We start from the raw sequence: 24,101 nt of genomic DNA on the forward strand, positions 1-24,101 counted from the left end.
CCCCATGATGGACGCCTTCGAACTTCCCCGCACCCTGGTTCAGTCCCTTCAACGCCGCGCCGCGCGAACCCCGGATCAAACGGCGTTGCGCTTTCTCGCCGAGACGGCTGAGCAGGGCGCTGTCCTCAGCTACCGTGACCTTGACCTGCGCGCCCGCACGATCGCCGCCGCCTTGCAGGCCAGCGCCGGGCTGGGTGATCGCGCGGTGCTGTTGTTCCCCAGCGGGCCGGATTACGTCGCGGCGTTTTTTGGTTGCCTGTATGCCGGGGTGATCGCGGTGCCGGCGTATCCGCCGGAGTCCGCTCGCCGTCATCATCAGGAGCGGCTGCTGTCGATCATCGCGGACGCCGAGCCCCGGTTACTGCTGACCACCGCCAGCCTCGGTGATTCGCTGCAGCAACTGGAAGGTGCGCCGCAGCTGCTGTGCGTCGACCAACTGAGTGCCGACATCGCCACCGACTGGGTGGCGCCGAACCTTTCGGACGATGACATCGCGTTCCTGCAATACACCTCCGGCTCCACCGCGTTGCCCAAGGGGGTGCAAGTCACCCACGGCAACCTGGTGGCCAACGAGCTGCTGATTCGCCGGGGCTTTGGCATCGACCTGAACCCCGATGACGTGATCGTCAGCTGGCTGCCGCTGTACCACGACATGGGCCTGATCGGCGGCCTGCTGCAACCGATCTTCAGCGGGGTGCCGTGCGTCTTGATGTCGCCGGCGTACTTCCTCGGCCGGCCACTGCGCTGGCTGGAAGCGATCAGCGAATACGGCGGCACCATCAGCGGCGGGCCGGACTTTGCCTATCGGCTGTGCAGCGAGCGGGTCAGTGATTCGGCCCTGGAGCGCCTGGACTTGAGCAAGTGGCGCGTGGCGTATTCCGGCTCGGAGCCGATCCGCCTCGATACCCTGGAACGCTTCGCCGAGAAGTTCGCCGTCTGCGGTTTCACCCCGAACAGTTTCTTCGCCTCCTACGGGTTGGCTGAAGCCACGCTGTTTGTTGCCGGCGGCACCCGAGGCCAGGGCATCCCGGCCCTGCGCCTGGACGACAAGGCCCTGGCCGCCAACCGCGCCGAGCCGGGGCAGGGCGCGGCGATCATGAGTTGCGGCACCAGCCAGCCTGAACATGCCGTGTTGATTGCCGACCCCGCCACCCTGATGACGCTCCCTGACAATGCCGTGGGTGAAATCTGGGCTGCCGGCCCGAGCATCGCCCACGGTTACTGGCGCAACCCGCAAGCCACCGCCCAGACGTTCGTCCAGCACGCTGGTCGCACCTGGCTGCGGACCGGCGACCTGGGTTTTATCCGCGAAGGTGAGGTGTTCATCACCGGCCGCCTCAAAGACCTGCTGATCGTGCGCGGCCACAACCTGTATCCCCAGGACATCGAGCAAGCCATCGAGCGTGAAGTGGAAGTGGTGCGCAAGGGCCGCGTCGCGGCGTTTGCGGTGAATGACAACGGCCAGGAAGGCATCGGCATCGCCGCGGAAATCAGCCGCAGCGTGCAAAAAATCCTGCCCCCCGAAGCGTTGATCAAGGCGATCCGCCAAGCGGTGGCCGAAGCCTGCCAGGAAGCCCCAAGCGTGGTGGTGTTGCTTAACCCAGGTGGCTTGCCGAAAACCTCCAGCGGCAAGGTGCAGCGTTCGGCTTGCCGCACGCGCCTGGCGGATGGCAGTCTCGACAGTTATGCGCAGTTCCCCGGCGTGCAGGCCCAGGCCGGTGATGCGGCGCTGGAATCCGAACTGCACAGCCAGATTGCCGCGATCTGGTGCGAGCAATTGCAGGTGGCGCAAGTCGCTGCCGACGATCACTTCTTTCTGCTGGGGGGCAACTCCATCAGCGCCACCCAGGTGGTCGCCCGGCTGCGGGAAACCCTGGGTCTGGAGCTGAACCTGCGCCTGTTGTTCGAAGCGCCAACCCTGGCTGCCTTCGCCGCCAGCGTCGCGCAATTGCAGCAGGACGGCGGCGTCGCCCAAGGCGCGATCCATGCCCTGTCGCGTCAGGAAGACTTGCCGCAATCCCTGGCACAAAACCGCCTGTGGATCACCTGGCAACTGGACCCGCACAGCAGCGCCTACACCATCCCCGGCGGCCTGCGTTTGCGCGGCGAGCTGGACGAAGACGCGGTGCGTGTGAGCTTCCAGCAACTGATCCAGCGCCACGAAGCCTTGCGCACGCGCTTCTTTGAACGCGATGGCCAAGGCTTCCAGCGAGTCGACGCTCAGGTTGATTTCGAGCTGCAAGTCATCGACCTCAGCGACCTGCCTGCCGCCGAGCGCGAAGCCCGCGCGAACCAGATCCGCGAAGACGAAGCCCGCACCCAGTTCGACCTGGAGAAAGGCCCGTTGCTGTGGGTGACGTTGGTGCGCCTGGACGACGAAGACCACCAGTTGCTGGTGACGATGCACCACATCATTGCGGACGGTTGGTCGCTCACTGTATTGATCGACGAATTCTCGCGCCTGTATGCCGCAGCGTCCCAGGGCCAAACCCTTGAGCTGCCAGCGCTGGCCCTGCAATACGCTGACTACGGCAGTTGGCAGCGCCAGTGGCTGGCCGAAGGCGAGAGCCAGCGGCAACTGGCTTACTGGAAAGCACAGCTTGGTGACGAACACCCGACCCTGAGCCTGGCCACCGATCACCCGCGCTCGGCTCAAACGGTACGCGGTGCTTCACGCCACAGTGTGCGTTTGAGTGCGAGCCTCGGCGAAGCCATTCGCAAGACCGCCCAAACCCACGAATCCACCCCGTTCATGCTGTTGCTCGCGGCGTTCCAGAGCCTGCTCCATCGCTACAGCGGTCAGCGCGATATCCGCATCGGCGTGCCCAACGCCAACCGTCCGCGCCAGGAAACCCAAGGTCTGATCGGGTTCTTTATCAACACCCTTGTGCTGCGCGCCGAACTGGATGCACGCCTGCCCTTCGCCGAGTTGCTGGCGGCGACGCGAACCACCGCGCTGGGTGCCCAGGCCCATCAGGACCTGCCGTTCGAGCAGTTGCTGGAAGCCTTTCCGCAAGCCCGGGAACAAGGCCTGTTCCAGGTGATGTTCAACCACCAGCAACGCGACCTGAGTGCCTTGCGTCGCCTGCCGGGCCTGCTCGCCGACGAGCTGGCGTGGCACAGCCGCGAAGCCAAGTTCGACCTGCAACTGCACAGCGAAGAAGACCGTAACGGGCGCCTGAGCCTGTCCTTCGACTACGCCGACGAACTGTTCGACGCCGCGACTATCGAGCGTCTGGCCGAGCACTTCATCAACCTGCTGCAAGCCGCCTGCGAACAACCGCAACAGGCCATCGGCGACTTGAAACTGCTGCACGACGACGAGCACACGCAGCAACACCAGTGGAGCGCTGCCCCTTGCGCGGCGGCGCAGCAGTGGCTGCCGGAACACCTCAACCAACAGGTCTCGGAACGCACCGCGCTGGTGTGGCAGGACGGCAGCCTGACCTTCGCCCAACTGCACACCCAGGCCAACCGCCTGGCCCATTACCTGCGGGACAAGGGCGTCGGCCCGGACGTGTGCGTGGCCATCGCCGCCGAGCGCTCGCCGCAACTGTTGATCGGCCTGCTGGCGATCATCAAGGCCGGCGGCGCCTACGTGCCCCTGGACCCGGATTACCCGGCGGACCGCCTGGCCTACATGCTCAAGGACAGCGGCGTGCAACTGCTGTTGACCCAGACTTCTCTGCTGGAACAACTGCCTACGGCTGAAGGCGTCAGTGTCATCGCCATGGACAGCCTAAAGCTGGAAAGTTGGCCAACCCACGCGCCGGGCCTGCACCTGAATGGCGACAACCTGGCCTACGTGATCTACACCTCCGGCTCCACCGGCCAGCCCAAAGGCGTAGGCAACACCCATGCTGCGCTAGCCGAGCGCTTGCAGTGGATGCAAGCCACCTACCTACTGGATGAAACCGATGTGCTGATGCAAAAGGCGCCCATCAGTTTCGACGTGTCGGTGTGGGAATGCTTCTGGCCGCTGATCACCGGTTGCCGGCTGGTACTGGCCGGGCCGGGTGAGCACCGCGATCCCCATCGCATCGCCCAGTTGGTGCAGGAATACGGCGTGACCACGCTGCACTTTGTGCCGCCGCTGTTGCAGCTGTTTGTCGATGAACCTTTGGCGGCCGAATGCACCAGCCTGCGCCGCCTATTCTCCGGCGGCGAAGCGTTGCCCGCCGAATTGCGCAACCGGGTGCTGGCGCAGTTGCCGGCGGTGCAGTTGCACAACCGGTATGGCCCCACCGAAACCGCGATCAACGTGACGCACTGGCATTGCCGGGGGGATGACGGTGAGCGCTCGCCGATTGGCCGGCCACTGGGCAATGTGATTTGCCGAGTGCTGGATGATCAGTTCAACCCGCTGCCGGCGGGTGTGCCGGGTGAATTGTGCATCGGCGGCATCGGCCTGGCGCGCGGGTACCTCGGGCGTGCGGGGCTGACCGCTGAACGGTTTGTCGCCGACCCGCTGGGCGAGGCGGGCGCACGCCTGTATCGCACCGGTGACCGCGTGCGCTGGGCTGCCGACGGTGTTTTGGAATACCTCGGGCGCCTGGATCAGCAGGTGAAGTTGCGCGGCTTCCGTGTCGAACCGGAAGAAATCGAAGCGCGTCTATTGGCCCTCGACGGCATCGCCCAAGCGGTGGTGCTGGTGCGCGAAACCGCTGCCGGTGCGCAGTTGATCGGCTACTACACCGCCAGCGAAGCGCTGGATGAACAGGACGTAAAAACCGCCCTGGCCGCCGAGCTGCCGGAGTACATGGTGCCGGCGCAGTTGATGCGCCTGGACGCAATGCCCCTGAGCCCCAGCGGCAAACTGGATCGGCGGGCCTTGCCGGAACCGGTGTGGCGGGTGCGTGAACACGTCGAGCCTGAAACACCGCTGGAACAGCAAATCGCCGCGATCTGGCGCGAAGTGCTGGTCCTGCCGCGCATCGGCCTGCGGGACGACTTCTTTGCCCTCGGCGGCCATTCGTTGCTGGCCACGCAAATCATCTCCCGTACCCGCCAGGCCTGCGACGTCGAGCTGCCGCTGCGCACGCTGTTCGAAGCCAGCGAGCTGGGGGCTTTCGCCGAACAGGTGCGGCTGATCCAGGCCTCGGGCCAACGCAATCAACAACGGGCCATCGGCAAGGTCGACCGCAGCCAACCGGTGCCGCTGTCCTATTCCCAGCAGCGCATGTGGTTCCTCTGGCAGATGGAACCGGACAGCCCGGCGTATAACGTCGGCGGCATGGCGCGGCTGCGTGGCGTGCTGGACGTGGGGCGTTTCGAGGCGGCGTTGCAGGCTTTGATCATGCGTCACGAAACCCTGCGCACCACCTTCCCGAGCATCAACGGCGTGGCGCAGCAGAAGGTTGCGGCGCAAACCGGCGTGCGCATGGATTGGCAGGATTTCTCGGGGTTCAATCAAGCCGAGCGGGAACGCCGTGTGCAGCAACTGGCCGACCATGAAGCCCACACGCCTTTCAATCTGGAAACCGGGCCGTTGCTGCGTGCCTGCCTGGTCAAGGCCGGCGAGCAGGAACATTACCTGGTGCTGACCCTGCACCATATCGTCACCGAAGGCTGGGCCATGGACATCTTTGCCCGTGAACTCAGCGCACTGTACGAAGCCTTCATCGACGACCGCGAATCGCCACTGGCGCCGCTGCCGGTGCAGTACCTCGACTACAGCGTGTGGCAACGGCAGTGGCTGGAATCCGGCGAGCGTCAGCGCCAGCTGGATTACTGGACCGCGCAACTGGGCACTGAGCATCCACTGCTGGAGCTGCCGGGCGACCGTCCGCGGCCACCGGTGCAAAGTCATCAGGGCGAGCTGTACCGTTTCGATTTGAGCGATGACCTCGCCGCCCGTGTGCGAGCGTTCAACGCCGAGCGTGGTTTGACCTTGTTCATGACCATGACCGCCACCCTCGCCGTGTTGCTGTACCGCTACAGCGGCCAGACCGACCTGCGCATCGGTGCGCCGGTGGCCAACCGGATTCGCCCGGAAAGCGAAGGGCTGATCGGCGCGTTCCTCAACACCCAGGTGCTGCGTTGCCAGCTCAACGGGCAGATGAGCGTCGGCGAATTGTTCGAGCAGGTGCGTCACACGGTGATCGAAGGCCAGTCCCATCAAGACCTGCCGTTCGACCACTTGGTGGAGGCCCTGCAGCCACCCCGCAGCGCGGCGTACAACCCGCTGTTCCAGGTGATGTGCAACGTGCAGCGCTGGGAGTTCCAGCAAAGCCGCACGCTGGCGGGGATGACCGTCGAGTACCTGGCCAATGATGCCCGCGCCACCAAGTTCGACCTCAACCTGGAAGTCACCGACCTCGACCATCGCCTGGGCTGCTGCCTGACTTACAGCACCGATCTGTTCGACGAGCCGCGTATTGCCCGCATGGCCGCGCATTGGCAAAACCTGCTGGAAGCTTTGCTCGCCGATCCGCACCAGCGCCTGAGCGAGTTGCCGTTGCTGGAAGCCGCCGAACAGCGCGCCCTGCAAGACAGCCTGGGCATTGAAGCCGGCGAACATCGCCTCGACCAGTGCATCCATCACCTGTTCAGCGAGCAGGCCCTGGCCCGTCCGGATGCCCCGGCGTTGACCTTTGCCGGGCAGACCCTGAGCTACAGCGAACTCGACGGCCGCGCCAACCGCCTGGCCTGGATGCTGCGCGAGCGTGGCGTAGGCCCGCAGGTGCGGGTCGGCCTGGCGCTGCCGCGTTCGCTGGAGATGGTCGTCGGCCTGCTGGCAATCCTCAAGGCCGGTGGCGCCTACGTGCCGCTGGACCCGGAATACCCGCTGGACCGCCTGCACTACATGATCGAAGACAGTGGCATCGGCCTGCTGCTCAGCGACGCCGCGATGTTCGACGCGCTGGGTGAATTGCCCGCCAGCGTGGGCCGTTGGTGCCTGGAAGATGACCAGCCGACCCTGGCCGCGTACCCGGCCAGCGAGTTGCCGTTTATCAGCCTGCCGCAACATCAGGCGTACCTGATCTACACCTCCGGCTCCACCGGCAAGCCCAAGGGCGTGGTGGTGTCCCACGGTGAAATCGCCATGCATTGCCAGGCGGTGATCGAGCGCTTCGGCATGCGCCCGGATGACTGCGAGCTGCACTTCTATTCCATCAACTTTGACGCCGCCACCGAGCGTCTGCTGGTGCCGTTGCTCAGCGGTGCGCAGGTGGTATTGCGGGCCCAGGGCCAATGGGATGCGGAAGAAATCTGCGGGCTGATTCGTCAGCACCGCATCAATATCCTCGGCTTTACCCCGAGCTACGGCAGCCAGTTGGCGCAATGGCTGGCCACGCAAAACCAGACCCTGCCGGTGCGCATGTGCATCACCGGCGGGGAGGCCTTGACCGGCGAACACCTGCAGCGTATTCGCGCCGCGTTCAAGCCGGCGCTGTTTTTCAACGCCTATGGCCCGACAGAAACGGTGGTGATGCCGCTGGCCAGTCTTGCCCCGCAAACCCTGGAGGAGGGCGCCGGCAGCGTGCCGATCGGCAGCATCATCGGCGCGCGCGTGGCCTACATTCTGGACGCGGATCTGGCCCTGGTGCCGCAAGGTGCGACCGGCGAGTTGTATGTCGGCGGTGCTGGCCTGGCTCAGGGTTATCACCAGCGCCCGGGCATGACGGCGGAGCGGTTTGTGGCTGATCCGTTTGCCACGAACGGCGGTCGGCTGTATCGCACCGGCGACCTGGTGCGCCAGCGTGCCGATGGCCTGGTGGAGTACCTCGGCCGTATTGACCATCAAGTGAAGATTCGCGGTTTCCGTATCGAGCTGGGGGAAATTGAAACCCGCCTGCTGGAACACACAGCGGTGCGTGAAGCGGTGGTGTTGGCGCTGGACTCACCGAGTGGCAAACAGTTGGTGGCCTACCTGGTCAGCGACGAAGAACAGGGCGCCTTGCGTGAATCCCTCAAGAACCATCTGAAAGCACAGCTGCCGGACTACATGGTGCCCGCGCACCTGATCGTCCTCGACAGCATGCCGCTGACCGCCAACGGCAAGCTCGACCGTCGCGCCTTGCCGCAGCCGGACCCCGAGGCGAACCGTCAACAGTACGTGGCGCCGCGCAACGAGTTGGAGCAAACCCTGGCGGCGATCTGGTGTGCGGTATTGAACGTGCAGCAGGTCGGACTCGACGATAACTTCTTTGAGCTGGGCGGCGACTCGATCCTGTCGATCCAGGTGGTCAGCCGGGCACGGCAGGCGGGGATTCATTTCAGCCCGCGTGATCTGTTCCAGCACCAGACCGTACAGACCCTGGCCGCCGTAGCGACCCGCACCGAGCAGGTCATCGCCGAGCAAGGCGTGTTGACCGGCGCGTCCGGGCTGACACCCATCCAGCACTGGTTCTTCGACACCGACATCCCGGAGCGCCAGCACTGGAACCAGGCATTGCTACTGGAGCCGGTTCAGGCCCTCGAACCCCATCGCCTGGAACAAGCGTTGCTGGCCGTACTGGAGCACCACGACGCCTTGCGCCTGAGCTTCACCCGGCGCGACGCGCAATGGCACGCCGAACACTTGGCGGTACCGGAAGGCGGTTTGCTGTTGCAAGCCCAGGTGGCGGACATGGAGCAGTGCCACGCGCTGTTCACCGACACCCAGCGCAGCCTCAACCTTGCCCATGGCCCGCTGCTGCGCGCGTTGCTGGTGGACGGGCCGCAAGGCCAGCGTCGCCTGCTGATCGCGATCCACCACCTAGTGGTGGACGGCGTTTCCTGGCGCGTGTTGCTGGAAGATTTGCAGACTGTGTATCGCCAGTTGAGCGACGGCCAACCCGTCAGCCTGCCCGCCAAGACCAGCGCCTTGCGCGACTGGGCGGCGCGTTTGCAGGCCTATGCCGGCAGCGAATCCCTGCGTGAAGAACTGGACGTGTGGCAGCAGCAGTTGGCTGGCCCCACCGTTGAATTGCCGGTGGATCGCCCGCAAGGTTCGCTGCGCAATCGTGACGCGGATACCGTCAGCGTGCGCCTGGATGCCGAGCGCACGCGCCAGCTGTTGCAGCAGGCACCGAGCGCCTACCGCACCCAGGTCAACGATTTGCTGCTGACCGCCCTGGCCCGTGTGCTGTGCCGCTGGAGCGGCCACACGTCGGCCCTGATCCAGCTCGAAGGCCACGGCCGCGAAACCCTGTTTGACGAGATCGACCTGACCCGCAGCGTCGGCTGGTTCACCAGCGCTTACCCGCTGCGCCTGACTCCGCTGCACATCGAAGAAGCGGCCGGGCAGGGCGCCTCGATCAAGGCGATCAAGGAGCAATTGCGCGGCGTACCCCACAAGGGTTTGGGGTATGGCGTGCTGCGCTACCTGGCCGACGACCTGTGCCGCCAGACCATGGCCGCGTTGCCGACGGCCAGCATCACCTTCAACTACCTTGGCCAGTTCGACCAGAGCTTTGGCGCCGACGCGCTGTTTCACCCGCTGGACGAATTTGCCGGGATTGCCCACGACCCGGACGCGCCGCTGCCTAACGAGCTGAGCGTCGACAGCCAGGTGTATGGCGGTGAGCTGGTGCTGCGCTGGACCTTCAGCCGCGAGCGCCACGACAGCCAGACCATCACTGAACTGGCGGACGCTTACCTGGCGGAATTGCAGAGCCTGATCGAGCATTGCCTCAAGCCAGACGCGGGCGGCCTCACGCCGTCGGACTTCCCGCTGGCGCACCTGACCCAAGGGCAACTCGACGCGCTGCCGGTGCCGGCCGCGGCCATCGAAGATGTGTACCCGCTGACGCCGATGCAGGAAGGCTTGCTGCTGCACACCCTGCTGGAACCGGGCACTGGCCTCTACTACATGCAGGACCGCTACCGCATCAACAGCGCCCTGGACCCGGAGCGTTTCGCCCAGGCCTGGCAGGCGGTGATCGCCCGGCATGAAGCGTTGCGTGCCTCGTTCTGCTGGAACGTCGGTGAAGACATGCTGCAGGTTATCCACAAGCCGGGCAGCACGCGGATCGAATACCTCGACTGGAGCGCCGACCCAGAAAGTGAACAGGAACCGCGTCTGCAAGCACTGCTTAAAAGCGAGCGTGAAGCCGGCTTCGATCTGCTCAACCAGGCGCCGTTCCACTTGCGGCTGATCCGCGTGGGCGAGGCGCGCTACTGGTTCATGATGAGCAACCACCATATTTTGATCGATGCCTGGTGCCGCTCGCTGTTGATGAATGATTTCTTCGACATCTATATGGCCCTCGGCGAAGGCCGTGACGCGCAACTGGCGACGCCACCGCGTTACCGCGATTACATCGCCTGGCTGCAACGCCAGAACCTGGCCGAGGCGCGCCAGTGGTGGCAGCAGAACCTGCAAGGCTTTGAGCGCACCACGCCGATCCCGAGCGACCGGCCGTTCCTGCGCGAACACGCGGGCCACAGCGGCGGCATGGTGGTGGGTGACTGCTACACCCGCCTCGATGTGCGCGATGGCGCGCAATTGCGCGAGCTGGCCCAGGCGCATCAACTGACGGTGAACACCTTCGCCCAGGCGGCGTGGGCCCTGGTGCTGCGGCGCTTGAGTGGTGATCGCGACGTGCTGTTCGGCGTCACCGTGGCCGGGCGCCCGGTGGAAATGCCGGAGATGCAGCGCACGGTCGGGCTGTTTATCAACAGCATCGCGTTGCGGGTCAAGTTGCCCGAGGATGACCAGACGTGCAGCGTGCGCCAATGGTTGAGCGGCCTGCTCGACAGCAACATGCAACTGCGCGAGTACGAATACCTGCCGCTGGTGACTATCCAGGAGCACAGCGAACTGCCCAAGGGTCAGCCGCTGTTCGACAGCCTGTTCGTGTTCGAAAACGCCCCGGTGGAAGTCTCGGTGCTGGACCGTGCGCAAAGCCTGAATGCCACCTCGGATTCCGGTCGCACCCACACCAACTTCCCGCTGACCGCCGTGTGCTACCCAGGCGATGACCTGGGCTTGCACCTGTCCTACGACCAGCGTTATTTCGATGAAACCACCGTGCAAGGCATGCTCGGTGAGTTCAAGCGCCTGCTGCTTGCGCTGGTGCAGGGCTTCCACGGTGACATGGCCGACTTGCCGCTGATTGGTGAGCAGGAGCGTGAGTTCCTGGTGGACGGCTGCAACCAGAGCGCGCATGAATACCCGCTGGAGCGTAGTTACGTCGAGCTGTTCGAGGAGCAAGTGGCACGGCATCCACAACGGATTGCCGCCAGTTGCCTGGATCAGCAATGGAGCTATGCGGAGCTGAACCGGCGCAGCAACCGCCTGGGCCATGCGCTGATTGCCGCCGGTGTCGGGCTGGATCAACCGGTGGCGTTGCTGGCCGAGCGTAATCTGGATTTGCTGGGCATGATCATCGGCAGCTTCAAGGCCGGGGCGGGTTACTTGCCGCTGGACCCGGGGCTGCCGAGCCAGCGCTTGAGCCGGATTATCGACCTCAGTCGTACGCCGTTGCTGGTGTGCACCGAGGCGTGCCTTGAGCAGGCGCAGGTATTGCTGGAAGAGTTCGCCTGTGGCGCGCGGCCGAAGCTGTTGGTCTGGGAAGAACTGGTGGGTTCAGAGCAGAACCCGGGCATCTACAGCGGCCCGGATAACCTGGCCTACGTGATCTACACCTCGGGCTCCACTGGCCTGCCCAAGGGCGTGATGGTCGAACAGCGCGGCATGCTGAATAACCAGTTGAGCAAAGTGCCGTACCTGAGTTTGAGCGAGAGCGATGTGATTGCCCAAACCGCTTCGCAAAGCTTCGATATCTCGGTGTGGCAATTCCTCGCGGCGCCGCTGTTCGGGGCGCGGGTGGACGTTGTGCCGAACACCCTTGCCCATGATCCCCAAGGCTTGCTGGCTCACGTCCAGGCCCAGGGCATTACCGTGCTGGAAAGCGTGCCGTCGCTGATCCAGGGCATGCTCGCCCAGGATCGGATCAGTCTGGATGGTTTGCGCTGGATGCTGCCGACGGGTGAGGCAATGCCGCCGGAGCTGGCTCACCAGTGGTTGCTGCGTTACCCGGAGATTGGCCTGGTCAACGCGTATGGCCCGGCGGAGTGCTCGGATGACGTGGCGTTCTTCCGCGTCGACCTGGCGTCGACCCGTGGCACTTACCTGCCGATTGGCACGCCGACCGACAACAACCGTTTGTACCTGCTGGATGGCGCGCTGGAGTTGGTGCCCCAAGGCGCCGTCGGCGAGTTGTGCGTGGCCGGGACTGGCGTGGGTCGTGGCTATGTCAGCGACCCGTTGCGCACGGCGCAAGCGTTTGTGCCGAATCCATTTGGTGCGGACCGGTTGTACCGAACAGGGGATTTGGCCCGCCGTCGCAGTGATGGGGTGTTGGAATATGTCGGTCGCATCGACCATCAGGTGAAGATTCGGGGTTACCGGATCGAACTGGGAGAAATCGAAGCGCGCCTGCATGAGCAACCGGAAGTTCGCGATGCGGCCGTCGGGGTGCAGGAGGGCGTCAATGGCAAACATCTGGTGGGCTACCTGGTGGCGGCGGATGCGCAGCTAAACCCGGGTGAGCGCCTTGATCGCATCAAGCAACGCCTGCGGGCCGAGCTGCCGGAGTACATGGTGCCGTTGCATTGGCTGTGGCTCGACCGTTTGCCGCTGAACGCCAACGGCAAGCTCGACCGCAAGGCCTTGCCGGCGCTGGAGATCGGCCAGTTGCACAGCCAGGATTATCTGGCGCCGCGCAATGAGCTGGAGCAGACGTTGGCCGGCATTTGGGCCGAAGTGCTCAAAGTCGAGCGTGTGGGGGTGCAGGACAACTTCTTTGAACTGGGCGGGCATTCGTTGCTGGCCACGCAGATCGCTTCACGGGTGCAGAAGACGCTGCAGCGGGATGTGCCGTTGCGGGCGATGTTCGAGTGCAGCACGGTGGAGGAATTGGCGGGGTATATCGACGGGCTGGCGGCGAATGAGATCAGCGCGGAGAAGGTGGATCGGCTGAGTGATTTGATGGCGGAGCTGGAGGGATTGTAAGGCGCTGAATCTTCGCTGTTTGTGACGGCCTCATCGCAGGCATCAACACCCCCATTTTTCAGGGCATCGGTACGCTAGTCTTGACTGGCCGGGATTGATTACCACCGGTCTGAAATTCGCCTGTTTCAAGGCGAACCTGTGAATTCTGACAGTAGGCGGTGACTGCATTTCAGCGTGTGATAGGACGGTGCCAGAGGAAATTCTGGCCCTCTATCCACTGGAAAGGAGTACCACCCATGTCAGAGTCAACGCCGTTAGCCCTTAATCTTTATGCACCTTGGATAGTTGAAGCCGGGCAGGGGGCAACCACCGTTCCTTCGAGACTATTGCTGAAGGGCGCTACGATTGAGGTGTGCTACAAGGACATGAATGCCGAGGACCTCATTCGGGTGTTCTGGGAATCCACGTTTGGTGATTACGCGCCTATCGAACCCCTGTACGGTGTCGAAGACGGGTGTGTCGAGTTCTATATCCCGCCGCTGTATGTCGGCATGCGCCTGGATAATTTCACGCATTTTTATTACACCGTCACCCGTGAGGGCGAGGAGTATCGCTCACCCACTGTCACGGTCAGAATTCCGCTGCCGGACAATTTGACCCGCCCGTATTTTGATCAGTTACCGCACGATATTCTGGATATTGGCCGGTACTGCGAAGACCCCGTGATTCATGTTGATCCTTGGGATTTCATTGGGACGACCCAACTCACGATGCTTTACATGAGCGGCATCAATCCGGATGGCACCAAGGTCAGAATCGAGCTTTTTAAAGACGAACCGGTTACTGAAGAGGAGGTACGCAACGGGTGGAGCCGGCGCGTGCCGAGGGAAATTCTGGCGTCACTCAAGCATGACAGCGAGTTTTATGCTTACTTCCTGGTGGAATATATGCCCAGGAGAGAAGGGGGTAGAGAGGTGTATCGTGGGTTCCCCGGGCGTGTTCTGACGCTGCTCACGGAAGACCACCTGGAGCTGCCGCCTCCCAGTGTGGTTGAGGCCGTCGAGCTTCACCCGGGTGGTTCCACGCTCAATCCGGCCCATGCCGAGCACGGTGCAAACCTTCGCATCAGCTACGACCACATGTGTCCCTGCGATTGGATCTGCGCTTATTGGGAAGGAACGCCCGGAGAGGGGACACCGGCGCTTACCTGTACCTTCGCGGGCGACGCGGCGTTTGTCACCATCCCGGTGCCCGCCTCGGCGATCGTGGCCAATTTATGTGAGACGGTCCCTGTGAGTTACACCGTCTTGCGCAGGGGGCGTTCCTGGGCCTCTCCAGCGCGCCCGGTCAGAATTCTTGGAACGGCTGATTTGCCGCTCCCTGAAGTACTGCAATCCACCGGTCCGGTTTTGGATCTCAATACGTTCACTGATGATGCCGAGGCGACGGTCGTCCCCTGGCCCTTCATCGCAGCAGGCCAGCCTTGCGATCTCTGGGTAACGGGTGAACTCGAGGGCGGAGGCAATTATCGCTTCGACGTACTGGAAGGTGTACCGGTCAGCGAGAAATGGCTGAACAGTGGCGTCAGTGCGTTATTACTGCGCCATGAGTTGCAGAGACTGGCCGATTGCAGTGATTTCACCGTGCACTTTGCGGTGCGGCTCAACGATCAGGCCGATAACCCCTGCGCCAAAAAATACTCGATGCGCACGCTGAATATCGTTCAGGCAGATCTCGTGCTCAAGGCACCCACTGTGCGTGAAGCCGTGGGTTCGGAACTCACCGCCTACAATGGCCGTGAGGGTGTGACCTTGCGCGTGCAATACGATCACATCAGCCCTTACCAGAGTATCCAGCCTTGTTGGCAGCGTGCGGACGGCAGCTGTTTACCGTTGGCGGCAAAACCTGGAAACAGCACCCCCGGCTACGTCGATTTCCACATCCCGAGAGAGGCAGTGATTCACGCAATCGGCAACACGGTGCCCATTAATTACACCGTGACCAGTCGATGCAAGCTTGCGACGTCACCTGCGCTGAAACTGCACGTCAGCTTCCCTGGCCCCAATATCTTGCCTCCACCGGTGATACCGCAGGCAGTTGAGGGAGTTCTGGACCTGCGCACCTTTGAAGGCGACGCCAATGCCACGGTGGCGCAATGGTGGTTTATTTTGGAACACCAGAACGGCTGGCTTAACGTGGCCGGCACGAAGGAGGATGGAACGCCTTATGTTATCCAGGTGATGATCGGCGAGGCGGTGACAGCGCAGGATGTCGCCAATGGCCTGGATCGGATACTCAAGCGTTCTGAACTGTTGCTGTTGCGCAATCTCACATCTTTGAGGGTGACGTATGAATGCACACCGGATGACAGTACCCACCGGAGTGACGCGATCATGTTCCCGGTGGCGGAGTACATTTTTACCAAGCCCTTCGAAGATCTATCGGATTTTGATAGCAGTGCCGACCTCAACGGTTGGCAGCGTGGCCCGGCGGCGACCGACCCGAGGGATTTGGTGTTTTACAGGGAGGAAAACGGCAATGGGTGTCTGTGGAACTACACCTATACCCAAATCAGTAATGGTGTTTTGTTGTTTAAATCCCTTACTGGTTTTGAAGTCGGCCGCCGTTACAGCTTCAGCATCGAGGTGAAGCGTTTCAATCTGGCAGGTGCTGTTCCTCGTATGTCGCTGAGCGTGAATCAGGTTCCCATCACCGCGCAAACTGATTTTCCAACCATGGTCTGGGTACAACTGGTGGGTACGTTCACGGCGACTTCGCCGACCATGGACCTGGATATCACCAGTCATGTCTTTACTGGCCAGGGCAATGACTACCTCCTGGACAAGATCTATGTAAGGGAGGTGTAGAAGTTACGCCAAAACGAGACGGGTACTGTCGAACACTCCTACGATGGGTAGGAGTGTTCAATTGCTGACGATTGTGTCAGTGGACTATTTAGGCCCCAGAATCTTCACCAACTTATCCGGCGACGGTGCCCCTTGCTGTTGCTGCAAACCACCCTTGTCATCCAGATAGAAAATCGCCGGCGTCGCCGACAGCTCCAGCTCATCCATCAGCTTCATGTTCGAATCGAGCTTGGCCTGGATATCCGCCGGGATCTTTTCCAGCGCCTGCAATTTGCTGCCTTTACCGGCCGACTCATGGGCTTCCAGAGCCTGCTGGGGATCCTTGGCTGCAAACAGCGCCGCCGACTTGCCCGGGCTGTCCTCACGAATAATCCCCACCATGATGTGCCGCAACTGCACCTTGCCTGCCTTCACCCACGGCCGCGCCTGTTCCCAGAACATGTTGCAGTACGGGCAGTTCGGATCGCTGAACAGGTAAACGACGCGTGGCGCATCCTTGTTGCCGTCCTGGATCCAGTTGCTGTGTTCCATCTTGGCCCAGACTTCCTTGGCCATGGGTGCATACACCAGTTTTTCCAGGGGCGCGGTGCTCAGGTCATTGCCGGCGGCGTCGTACAGGTTGCCGGCGATCACGCTTTTGCCGTCTGCGGTCAGGTACAGCGCCATGCCGCGGTTCTGGTATTGCGCCGCATAACCCGTGAGGCCGCTGGGGGCATCGAACTTGCCGATGATCTTGGCGCCCTTGGCCTCGATGTTCTTGATCGGCGCTGGCCAGTCCTCGGCGTGGACCAGGCTGGCGGCCAGGGTCAGGGGCAGGAGTGTCAGCAGGTGGCGGAGGCGGAGCATGGCGAATTCCTTGTGGTGGCCGGCAGGGCCGGTTTGGCGTTGATCGGTTCGAAGCGCTCCATGGCGCGGGCCAGGCTGGCCTGTGAGAGTTCGCCCAGGTGGCTGTTGATCAGGCGACCGTCCGGTTGATAGAAGAGGGTGGTGGGCAAGGCCATGGAGCCAACCGCCTGGCCGAGGCGGCCGCTGGCGTCAAACAGCACGTTGTCCAGGTTCAGGCCCTGGGTCGCCAGGTAGGTGGCGACGCTTTGCATGCTTTCGGCCTGGTTGACGAACAGGAAGGTCACGTCCGGGCGTTGGCGCTGGGCGCTTTCCAGTACCGGCATTTCACGCCGGCATGGCGGGCACCAGGTGGCCCACAGATTGATCACCAGCGGGCCGCCCTTGTAGTCGGCCAGTTGCACGGTTTCGCCATTGGCGTTGCGCAGGGCGATGTCCGGCAGTTGGGTGCCTTTTTCGTAGAGGGTCAGGGACAGGCTGGTCAAGGCCCAGAACGCCAGGCCGGTGATCACACCGGCGCCCAGTGGCTTGCGCAATAGCGGGCGGCGCCAGCCGTAGATCAGGGTGCCGACGATCAGCGCGATGACGCCGGGCCAGGCGAGAAAACCGCCGTCGCGCAGGTCGACGATTTGCAGCGGGTCATTCTGGTAGTACGTCCAGTACATCAGCACGAAGCTGACGCGCGCGGCGAGCATGCCCAGCAAGAACAGGGTGAACAGCACTGACTCCGGGTTCTCGCCGCCGCGCTTGGCCACCCGCCAGCCCACCAGGGTGGCGAGGATCAACGCCGTGATCAGCAGCAAGTGATTCAGGGCGATGGCGAACGTGCCGATGGTCAGTGTCAGCATCAGAGGGTGTCCCTGGCTTGGGTCCAGCGTTGCAAGAAAGCGGCGGCGTCGACTTCACCGGTGATGCGCTGGGCGCGGCGTTCTTCACCGTCGGGGCCGATCCAGACGAAGCTCGGCGGGCCGGGCACCTTGTAGCGGCCCAGCAGCTCGCGGCTGGCGGCGTTGTCGGCGGTCACGTCGAGGCGCAACAGGCGTACGTCCTTGAGGGCGTTCAGTACTTCGGGTTTGCCGAATACCTGTTTCTCCATGATCTTGCACGACACGCACCAGTCGGCGTAGTAGTCCACCAGCACCCATTGGCCCTGCGCTTTGGCGCTGTCGAGCTGGGCTTGCAGCACAGCCGGGTCGTTGATGGTCATGAAGGCTTCGTGGGCGGTGGGGGCTCCGGCTACCCGCGAGCCGCTGTAGACCTTCAACGGTTGCCACAGGTCGTCGCTGCCGCCGGCCGCGCCGATCACCAGTACGCTGCCCCAAAGGCCCAGTACCAGCGAGCCGGCACCGAACAGCATGGCGGTGCGCCCGAAATCCCGGGCCAGGCGCCAGCCGCAATAGGCCATGACCAGCGCCAGCACACCCCACAAGCCGAGCCACAGGGTTTCGCCGACTACCGGGCGAATCATCAACACGGCGGTGGCAAGGAACAGGAAGCCGAAGATGCCCTTGAGGATATTCATCCAGGTACCGGGCTTTGGCAGGAAGCGGTTGCCTACGGTCACCAGCAGCAACAGCGGCACGCCGATGCCGATGCCCATGGCAAACAGGATCAGGCCGCCGTGCAGGGCGTTGCCGCTTTGGGCGATGTAGAGCAAGGCGCCGGCCAGGGGGGCGGTCATGCAGGGGCCTACCAGCAGGCCGGACAAGGCGCCGAGCACGCCGGCACCTACCAGGCTGCCGCCGCTTTGGTTACGGCTGACGTTATCCAGGCGGTCCCGCAGGAAGGCCGGCAGTTGCAGTTCAAAGAAGCCGAACATCGGCAAGGCCAGGATCACAAACAACGCGGCGAAACTGCCGAGGATCCACGGGGTTTGCAGCAGGGCGGCCAGGTTACCGCCGAGCAGTGCGGCCAATACGCCGAGGGCGGCATACACCAGCGCCATGCACACCACGTAGCTGGCGGCCAGGGCAAAGCCGCGGCGTGGACTGGCGCCGCTGCCGACCACAAGGCCGGCGAGGATCGGCAGCATCGGCAAGGAGCACGGGGCAAAGGCCAGCAGCAGGCCCAGGCCGAAGAACACCAGCAGGCTCCAGCCCAGACTGCGCTGTTGCAGGCCGCTGGCCAGGCTTTGGTCCTGGGCCTGGCCGGTGGCGGCGACGGCGGGGTTGCCCCCAAGGTCCACAGTGATCGATTGCGGCGGGTAGCACAGGCCGGCATCGGCGCAGCCCTGCCAGCCGACCTTGACCTGGCCGGTGGCGCCGGCAGGAATCTTCACTTCCAGGCCCTGGCGATAAACCTGCTGCTCGCCGAAGAATTCGTCGCTATGGGCTTCGCCCTGGGGCAACGCCGGCTTTTCGGCCAGGCCGTCGAATTTCATGCGCTGCTGGTACAGGTAATAACCGTCGGCAATCTGCCAGAACAACTGGGTTTCGCCGGAGGCCAGACGTTCGGAGGTAAAGGTGAAGGCTTTGCCTACCGGGAGGAAGTCGGGTTTGGTCTCGAAAGGATTGCTGCCAGGCGCGGCCTGGGCAAATCCAGCAAACAACACCAGCAGAAAGATAAACAGATGCCGCATGATCAAGCCTTAGTTCGAAGCAAGTGGGACACACAATGTGTGGCGTTGATTAACCGATGATTAACCGGGCTATCCTAGAAAGAAGGGATTATCCGGGATTCTTGGCGTTGGCGGCATAATGCACGCTTAATCCAGCGCCTTTTAAATCAGCCTCACATTTTGCAAAGGGTTCACCATGCACGTACTGGTTTGTGAAGACGACGAACTGATCGCCAGCGGCATTGTTGCCGGGCTCAGCGCCCAGGGCCTGACGGTCGAGCGCGTCGGCACGGCTGCGGCTGCCCGGGCGATGCTCAAGGTGGCGGAATTCGACGTGATGGTACTCGACCTCGGCCTGCCGGATGAAGACGGCTTGAAGTTGCTGCAGCAATTGCGCAGCCAGGGCCTGGAGATTCCGGTGCTGATCCTCACGGCGCGGGACTCGGTGACCAACCGGGTTGACGGCCTGCAGGCCGGTGCCGACGATTACCTGCTCAAACCCTTCGACCTGCGGGAACTGGCCGCGCGCCTGCACACCCTGTTGCGTCGGGTGGCCGGGCGCAGCGTCAACCTGATCGAACACGGGCGCCTGACCTACAACCCCAGCAGCCGCGAAACCCTGCTGGGTGGCGAGTCGGTGGACCTGTCCCGTCGCGAGCAGGCGCTGTTGCAGGCCCTGCTGCAAAACCGGGGCCGGGTGCTGTCCAGCGAGCAGCTCAAGGACAGCGTCTACGGCTTGAATGACGAACTGGAAAGCAACGCCCTCAACGTGCACATCCACCACCTACGGCGCAAACTCGGCAACGGCATCGTTGAAACCGTGCGTGGCCTGGGCTATCGCCTCGGCCCGGCTGACGGTGGAGAGGACGCTTCGTGATGAGCCTGCGCCTGCGGCTGACCTTCAAGCTCGGCGCGGCCTTCGTGCTGATCTGGGCACTGGCCGCCGCGTGGATGCTCAACGACCTGCGCAATCAGATGATGTTTTCCCTGGACCAACGCCTGGTGGCCTCGGCACGCATGGTGGCCGGGCTGATGGAGCAGATGCCGGGCCTGTCCAGCACGGGCGAGGGCGCGCACTTCAGCGCTGAGCAATTGAATGTGCCGGGCGGCATGGCGTGCCAGGTCAGTTCCTTGCGTGGCGTGGTGCTCGCCCGCAGTCACACCACGCCGGACCAGGGCCTGGAGTCGCGCAAGAGCGGCTTTCGCGACCAGATGATTGATGGCGTGGGGTGGCGCAGCTTCACCCTGTCCCGTGGCGATTTGTTTATCACCACTGCCGACCGGCAAGTGGAGCGTGAAGCGCTGAACCTGTCGATCCTATTGGCGGCGTCGGTGCCGGTGGGCGTGGCGCTGTTGGGCTGCCTGTGCCTGCTGTGGCTGGGTATTGGCCAAAGCCTGTTGCCGCTCAACCGCATGCGTGACGCCTTGATGCGCCGCAGTGCCGACTCCCTCGAACCCTTGCAGATCAGCCCGCTGCCCAGCGAACTCAAGCCGCTGCTCGACACCCAGAACCAGTTGCTGCAGCGCATCGCCAAGACCATCGAGCGCGAGCGCCGCCTGACCGGCGACGCCGCCCACGAACTGCGCAGCCCGTTGACTGCGATCAAGACCCACCTGCAAGTGGCGCGCATGACCGAAGGCGCCGCCCGTGACCAGTCCCTGGCCCACGCCGAGGAAGGTGCCGACCGCTTGCACCGTACCCTGGAGCAGTTGCTGCTGCTGGCGCGGGTCGAGGGCAGCCTGTCGTTCGACGACGGCCTGCAATCGAGCGCCGAGCAGGTGGCACAACTGGCGATCCAGGATGCCAATGGCGGCGACAATCAGCGTATTGACCTGATCCTGGCGGACGACCTTTCCGAAAAACCGGTGGAAATGCCGGTGGGCCTGGCCGTCGCCGCCTTGCGCAACCTGCTGGATAACGCCCTGCGCCACACGCCGGCCGATACCCGGGTGGAGCTGAGTGTGTCCAGTGCGGGCGATAACGTGGTGTTCCGTGTACGTGACCACGGCGCACCGATCTCCAGCGAAGACCTGCAACACCTGACCCAGCGCTTCTGGCGCAATGGCAACAGCCCCGGTTGCGGCTTGGGGCTGGCGATTGTCCAGGCGATCGTGCAGCGATGCTCGTGCTCGCTGAAATTCGACAGCCAGGCCGATGGCCTGCGGGTCGACCTGGGCATGCCGCTGCGTCGCTGAACCTTCTTTTCTCGGCACAAATAGGTACCGCCATCCTCAAGCGCAACGCTTCAGGATGGCGGTAATTTTTTTGTGTTTGAACGGGCTGAATGACTCGGCCTGTGTTGAAAAGGACAGCTTCCATGTTGGTCATCGACTCCACTTACCCCGCAACAGACTTTAACGGCCGTAACGGCGAAGCCGTGCGCCAGGTGATTGTGCATTACACCGCCTCGGCCTTTGCCCCGTCACTCAAGACGCTGACCTGTGGCGGCGTCAGTTCGCATTACTTGTTGGCCGATCCCCATGACCCCGGTTACCGCGCGGCGGGTTATCAGGAGTTGCGGGTGTTTCGCCTGGTGGATGAAGCCCATCGCGCCTGGCATGCGGGCGCCAGCCATTGGGCCGGGCGCGACAACCTCAACAGCCGCTCCATTGGCATTGAAATCGTCAACCAGGCCCGGGACGACGCCGGTGTGTTTACCTTCCCTGCGTATGGCGCAGAGCAGATCGACGTGTTGATCGACCTGCTCCGGGACATCCAGGGACGGTACCCGGCGATCGGCCCCACCGACATTCTCGGGCATTCGGACATTGCCTATTGGCGCAAGAGCGACCCGGGGCCGCGTTTGCCGTGGCGCTGCCTGTTCGAGGCGGGCGTGGGTGCCTGGTATGAGGACGTGGCCAAGATGGCCTTTCAACGCCGGTTCGACATCAGCCTGCCGCCAGAGGTTGAGGTCGAACGGGCGTTTCAGCGCTACGGTTATGCCCCGGCAAAAAATCGCCTGGGTTTTCAGCAACGTGTCCGCGCGTTCCAGATGCATTTTCGTCCCTGTGACTACAGCGGGCGGCTGGATGCGCAGACCTGCGCCATCCTGTATGCGTTGAATGAAAAATACACCGGGGTTGCCGGGTAAAACCGCTAAAGCGGTTTTTAACGACCACAGGTGTAAATCCTCCCCGCGCTGATGCGTTTCCAGAACAGGAAATCCGTGCGCTGCTCTTGGGCCAGACGCCAACGGGTTGGCAGTGTGGTCACCATCATCAGCGTATTGAGGGATCTAGAGATGTCAGTCGCTACCAGCCGTATTGAAGAGACCCAGGCGGTCCCTGCGGAAACGCTCTACCAGTTCGACGAAACCCCGTTGCTGGCCCGCCAGCGCCAGCAGGAGTCCAATGCCCGCAGCTATCCGCGGCGCATTCCCCTGGCGCTCAAGCGGGCGCGCGGGATTTATGTCGAGGACGTCGAAGGCCGCAGCTTTATCGATTGCCTGGCCGGTGCCGGTACCCTGGCGCTGGGGCACAACCACCCGGTGGTGATTGAGGCGATTCGCCAGGTGCTGAGCGATGAATTGCCGTTGCACACCCTGGACCTGACTACGCCGGTCAAGGACCAGTTCGTGCAGGACCTGTTCGGCCTGCTGCCGCCGGCGCTGGCGCGGGAAGCCAAGATTCAGTTTTGCGGCCCTACCGGCACCGACGCGGTGGAAGCCGCGCTGAAACTGGTGCGCACCGCCACCGGGCGCAGCACGGTGTTGTCGTTCCAGGGCGGTTATCACGGCATGAGCCAGGGCGCGCTGAGCCTGATGGGCAGCCTGGGGCCGAAGAAACCCTTGGGCGCGCTGCTCGGCAGTGGCGTGCAATTCCTGCCATTCCCTTACGACTATCGTTGCCCGTTCGGGCTGGGCGGGGCGGAAGGGGTGAAGGTCAACCTGCACTACCTGGAAAACCTGCTCAACGACCCCGAGGCCGGTGTATTGCTGCCGGCGGCGGTGATCGTCGAGGTGGTCCAAGGCGAGGGCGGTGTGATCCCGGCCGATCTCGACTGGCTGCGCGGCCTGCGCCGCATTACCGAACAGGCTGGCGTGGCGTTGATTGTCGACGAAATCCAGAGCGGCTTCGGCCGTACCGGCAAGATGTTTGCTTTCGAACACGCCGGCATCGTTCCGGACGTGGTGGTGCTGTCCAAGGCCATTGGCGGCAGCCTGCCGCTGGCGGTAGTGGTGTATCGCGACTGGCTCGACACCTGGTTGCCGGGTGCCCATGCCGGGACCTTCCGTGGCAATCAGATGGCCATGGCCGCGGGTTCAGCGGTGATGCGCTACCTCAAGGACCACGACATTCCCGCCCACGCAGCGGCCATGGGCGAGCGCCTCGGCGAACACCTGCGCATCCTGCAGCGCGACTTCCCGCAGTTGGGGGACATTCGTGGCCGCGGGCTGATGCTCGGTGTGGAGTTGGTGGACTCCGCCGGCACGCCCGACACCCAGGGCCATCCACCGGTGCATCGCCAACTGGCGCCGCTGGTGCAGCGTGAATGCCTCAAACGCGGGCTGATTCTTGAACTGGGCGGGCGACACGGCAGCGTTGTGCGTTTCCTGCCGCCGTTGGTGATTACCGCCGCAGAAATCGACCGGGTGGCCGAGATCTTCGGTCGCGCCCTGGCGGCAGCCGTCGCCAGCCTCTAATTTTTTACCGGGCTGGCACGTTCTTTCTTACATCAGCTGTGCGTGGTGCGCAGCCAGCCTTACACCGACGGAGAACAGCAATGACCTCAGTATTCGACCGCGAAGACATCCTGTTTCAGGTAGTGGTCAACCATGAAGAACAATATTCCATCTGGCCCGACTACAAGGCTGTGCCGCAAGGCTGGCGCACCGTGGGCAAGAGCGGGATGAAGAAAGAGTGCCTGGCCTACATCGAAGAGGTGTGGACCGACATGCGCCCGCTGAGCCTGCGCCAGAAGATGGACAGCCAGTCGCTGGCCGGCTGATCC

Annotated in this window: 10 protein-coding genes; 7 read left to right on the forward strand and 3 right to left on the reverse strand. The window is 63.3% G+C overall.

The genetic code is table 11. The features are described from left to right. Positions 1–4: 4 nt before the first annotated feature. Both MUM_RS0102255 and MUM_RS0102260 read left to right on the forward strand, forming a co-directional pair. Positions 5–12,943: a non-ribosomal peptide synthetase gene (locus tag MUM_RS0102255; protein WP_010166503.1), complete on the forward strand. Its 12,939-nt coding sequence runs from the start codon at positions 5–7 to the stop codon at positions 12,941–12,943. Between the two features lie 236 nt (positions 12,944–13,179). Further along, positions 13,180–15,750 carry a hypothetical protein gene (locus MUM_RS0102260; RefSeq protein ID WP_010166505.1) on the forward strand — a complete coding sequence of 857 codons (2,571 nt, stop codon included), beginning with the start codon at positions 13,180–13,182 and terminating at the stop codon, positions 15,748–15,750. A gap of 84 nt (positions 15,751–15,834) precedes the next feature. On the opposite strand, the gene dsbG is transcribed toward MUM_RS0102260, so the two are convergent. Genes dsbG through dsbD form a run of 3 tightly spaced genes read right to left on the reverse strand, consistent with a single transcriptional unit; the run spans position 15,835 to position 19,171 of the window. Next, complete coding sequence (gene dsbG / locus MUM_RS0102265; RefSeq protein WP_010166511.1) at positions 15,835–16,596, reverse strand: thiol:disulfide interchange protein DsbG; 762 nt, start codon at positions 16,594–16,596, stop codon at positions 15,835–15,837. After that, the gene (locus MUM_RS0102270) at positions 16,572–17,441 is read right to left on the reverse strand and encodes a TlpA disulfide reductase family protein (RefSeq protein WP_010166513.1); all 870 of its coding nucleotides are present in this window, start codon (positions 17,439–17,441) and stop codon (positions 16,572–16,574) included. The genes dsbG and MUM_RS0102270 overlap by 25 nt, the downstream gene beginning before the upstream one ends. Next, positions 17,441–19,171 (reverse strand): protein-disulfide reductase DsbD, encoded by a 1,731-nt coding sequence (gene dsbD / locus MUM_RS0102275; RefSeq protein ID WP_010166515.1) that lies wholly within the window; start codon positions 19,169–19,171, stop codon positions 17,441–17,443. The genes MUM_RS0102270 and dsbD overlap by 1 nt, the downstream gene beginning before the upstream one ends. 175 nt (positions 19,172–19,346) lie before the next feature. Here dsbD and MUM_RS0102280 point away from each other — a divergent pair, with 175 nt between their 5' ends. From MUM_RS0102280 to MUM_RS0102300, 5 genes are all read left to right on the forward strand, one after another. Continuing rightward, positions 19,347–20,027, forward strand: a complete 681-nt coding sequence (locus tag MUM_RS0102280; protein ID WP_003209011.1) for a response regulator — start codon at positions 19,347–19,349, stop codon at positions 20,025–20,027. Next, positions 20,027–21,346 (forward strand): ATP-binding protein, encoded by a 1,320-nt coding sequence (locus MUM_RS0102285; protein ID WP_010166521.1) that lies wholly within the window; start codon positions 20,027–20,029, stop codon positions 21,344–21,346. The genes MUM_RS0102280 and MUM_RS0102285 overlap by 1 nt, the downstream gene beginning before the upstream one ends. Before the next feature lie 122 nt (positions 21,347–21,468). Next, positions 21,469–22,242: an N-acetylmuramoyl-L-alanine amidase gene (locus MUM_RS0102290; protein ID WP_010166523.1), complete on the forward strand. Its 774-nt coding sequence runs from the start codon at positions 21,469–21,471 to the stop codon at positions 22,240–22,242. A gap of 150 nt (positions 22,243–22,392) precedes the next feature. Continuing rightward, entirely contained in the window at positions 22,393–23,793 is a 1,401-nt protein-coding gene (locus tag MUM_RS0102295; RefSeq protein ID WP_010166525.1) for an aspartate aminotransferase family protein, read from the forward strand. Positions 23,794–23,873: 80 nt separating this feature from the next. Beyond that, on the forward strand, positions 23,874–24,098 hold the full coding sequence (locus MUM_RS0102300) for an MbtH family protein (RefSeq protein ID WP_010166526.1): 225 nt from the start codon (positions 23,874–23,876) through the stop codon (positions 24,096–24,098). Positions 24,099–24,101: the final 3 nt, after the last annotated feature.

This window comes from Pseudomonas sp. PAMC 25886, assembly GCF_000242655.1.
In the GTDB taxonomy this organism is placed as follows: domain Bacteria; phylum Pseudomonadota; class Gammaproteobacteria; order Pseudomonadales; family Pseudomonadaceae; genus Aquipseudomonas.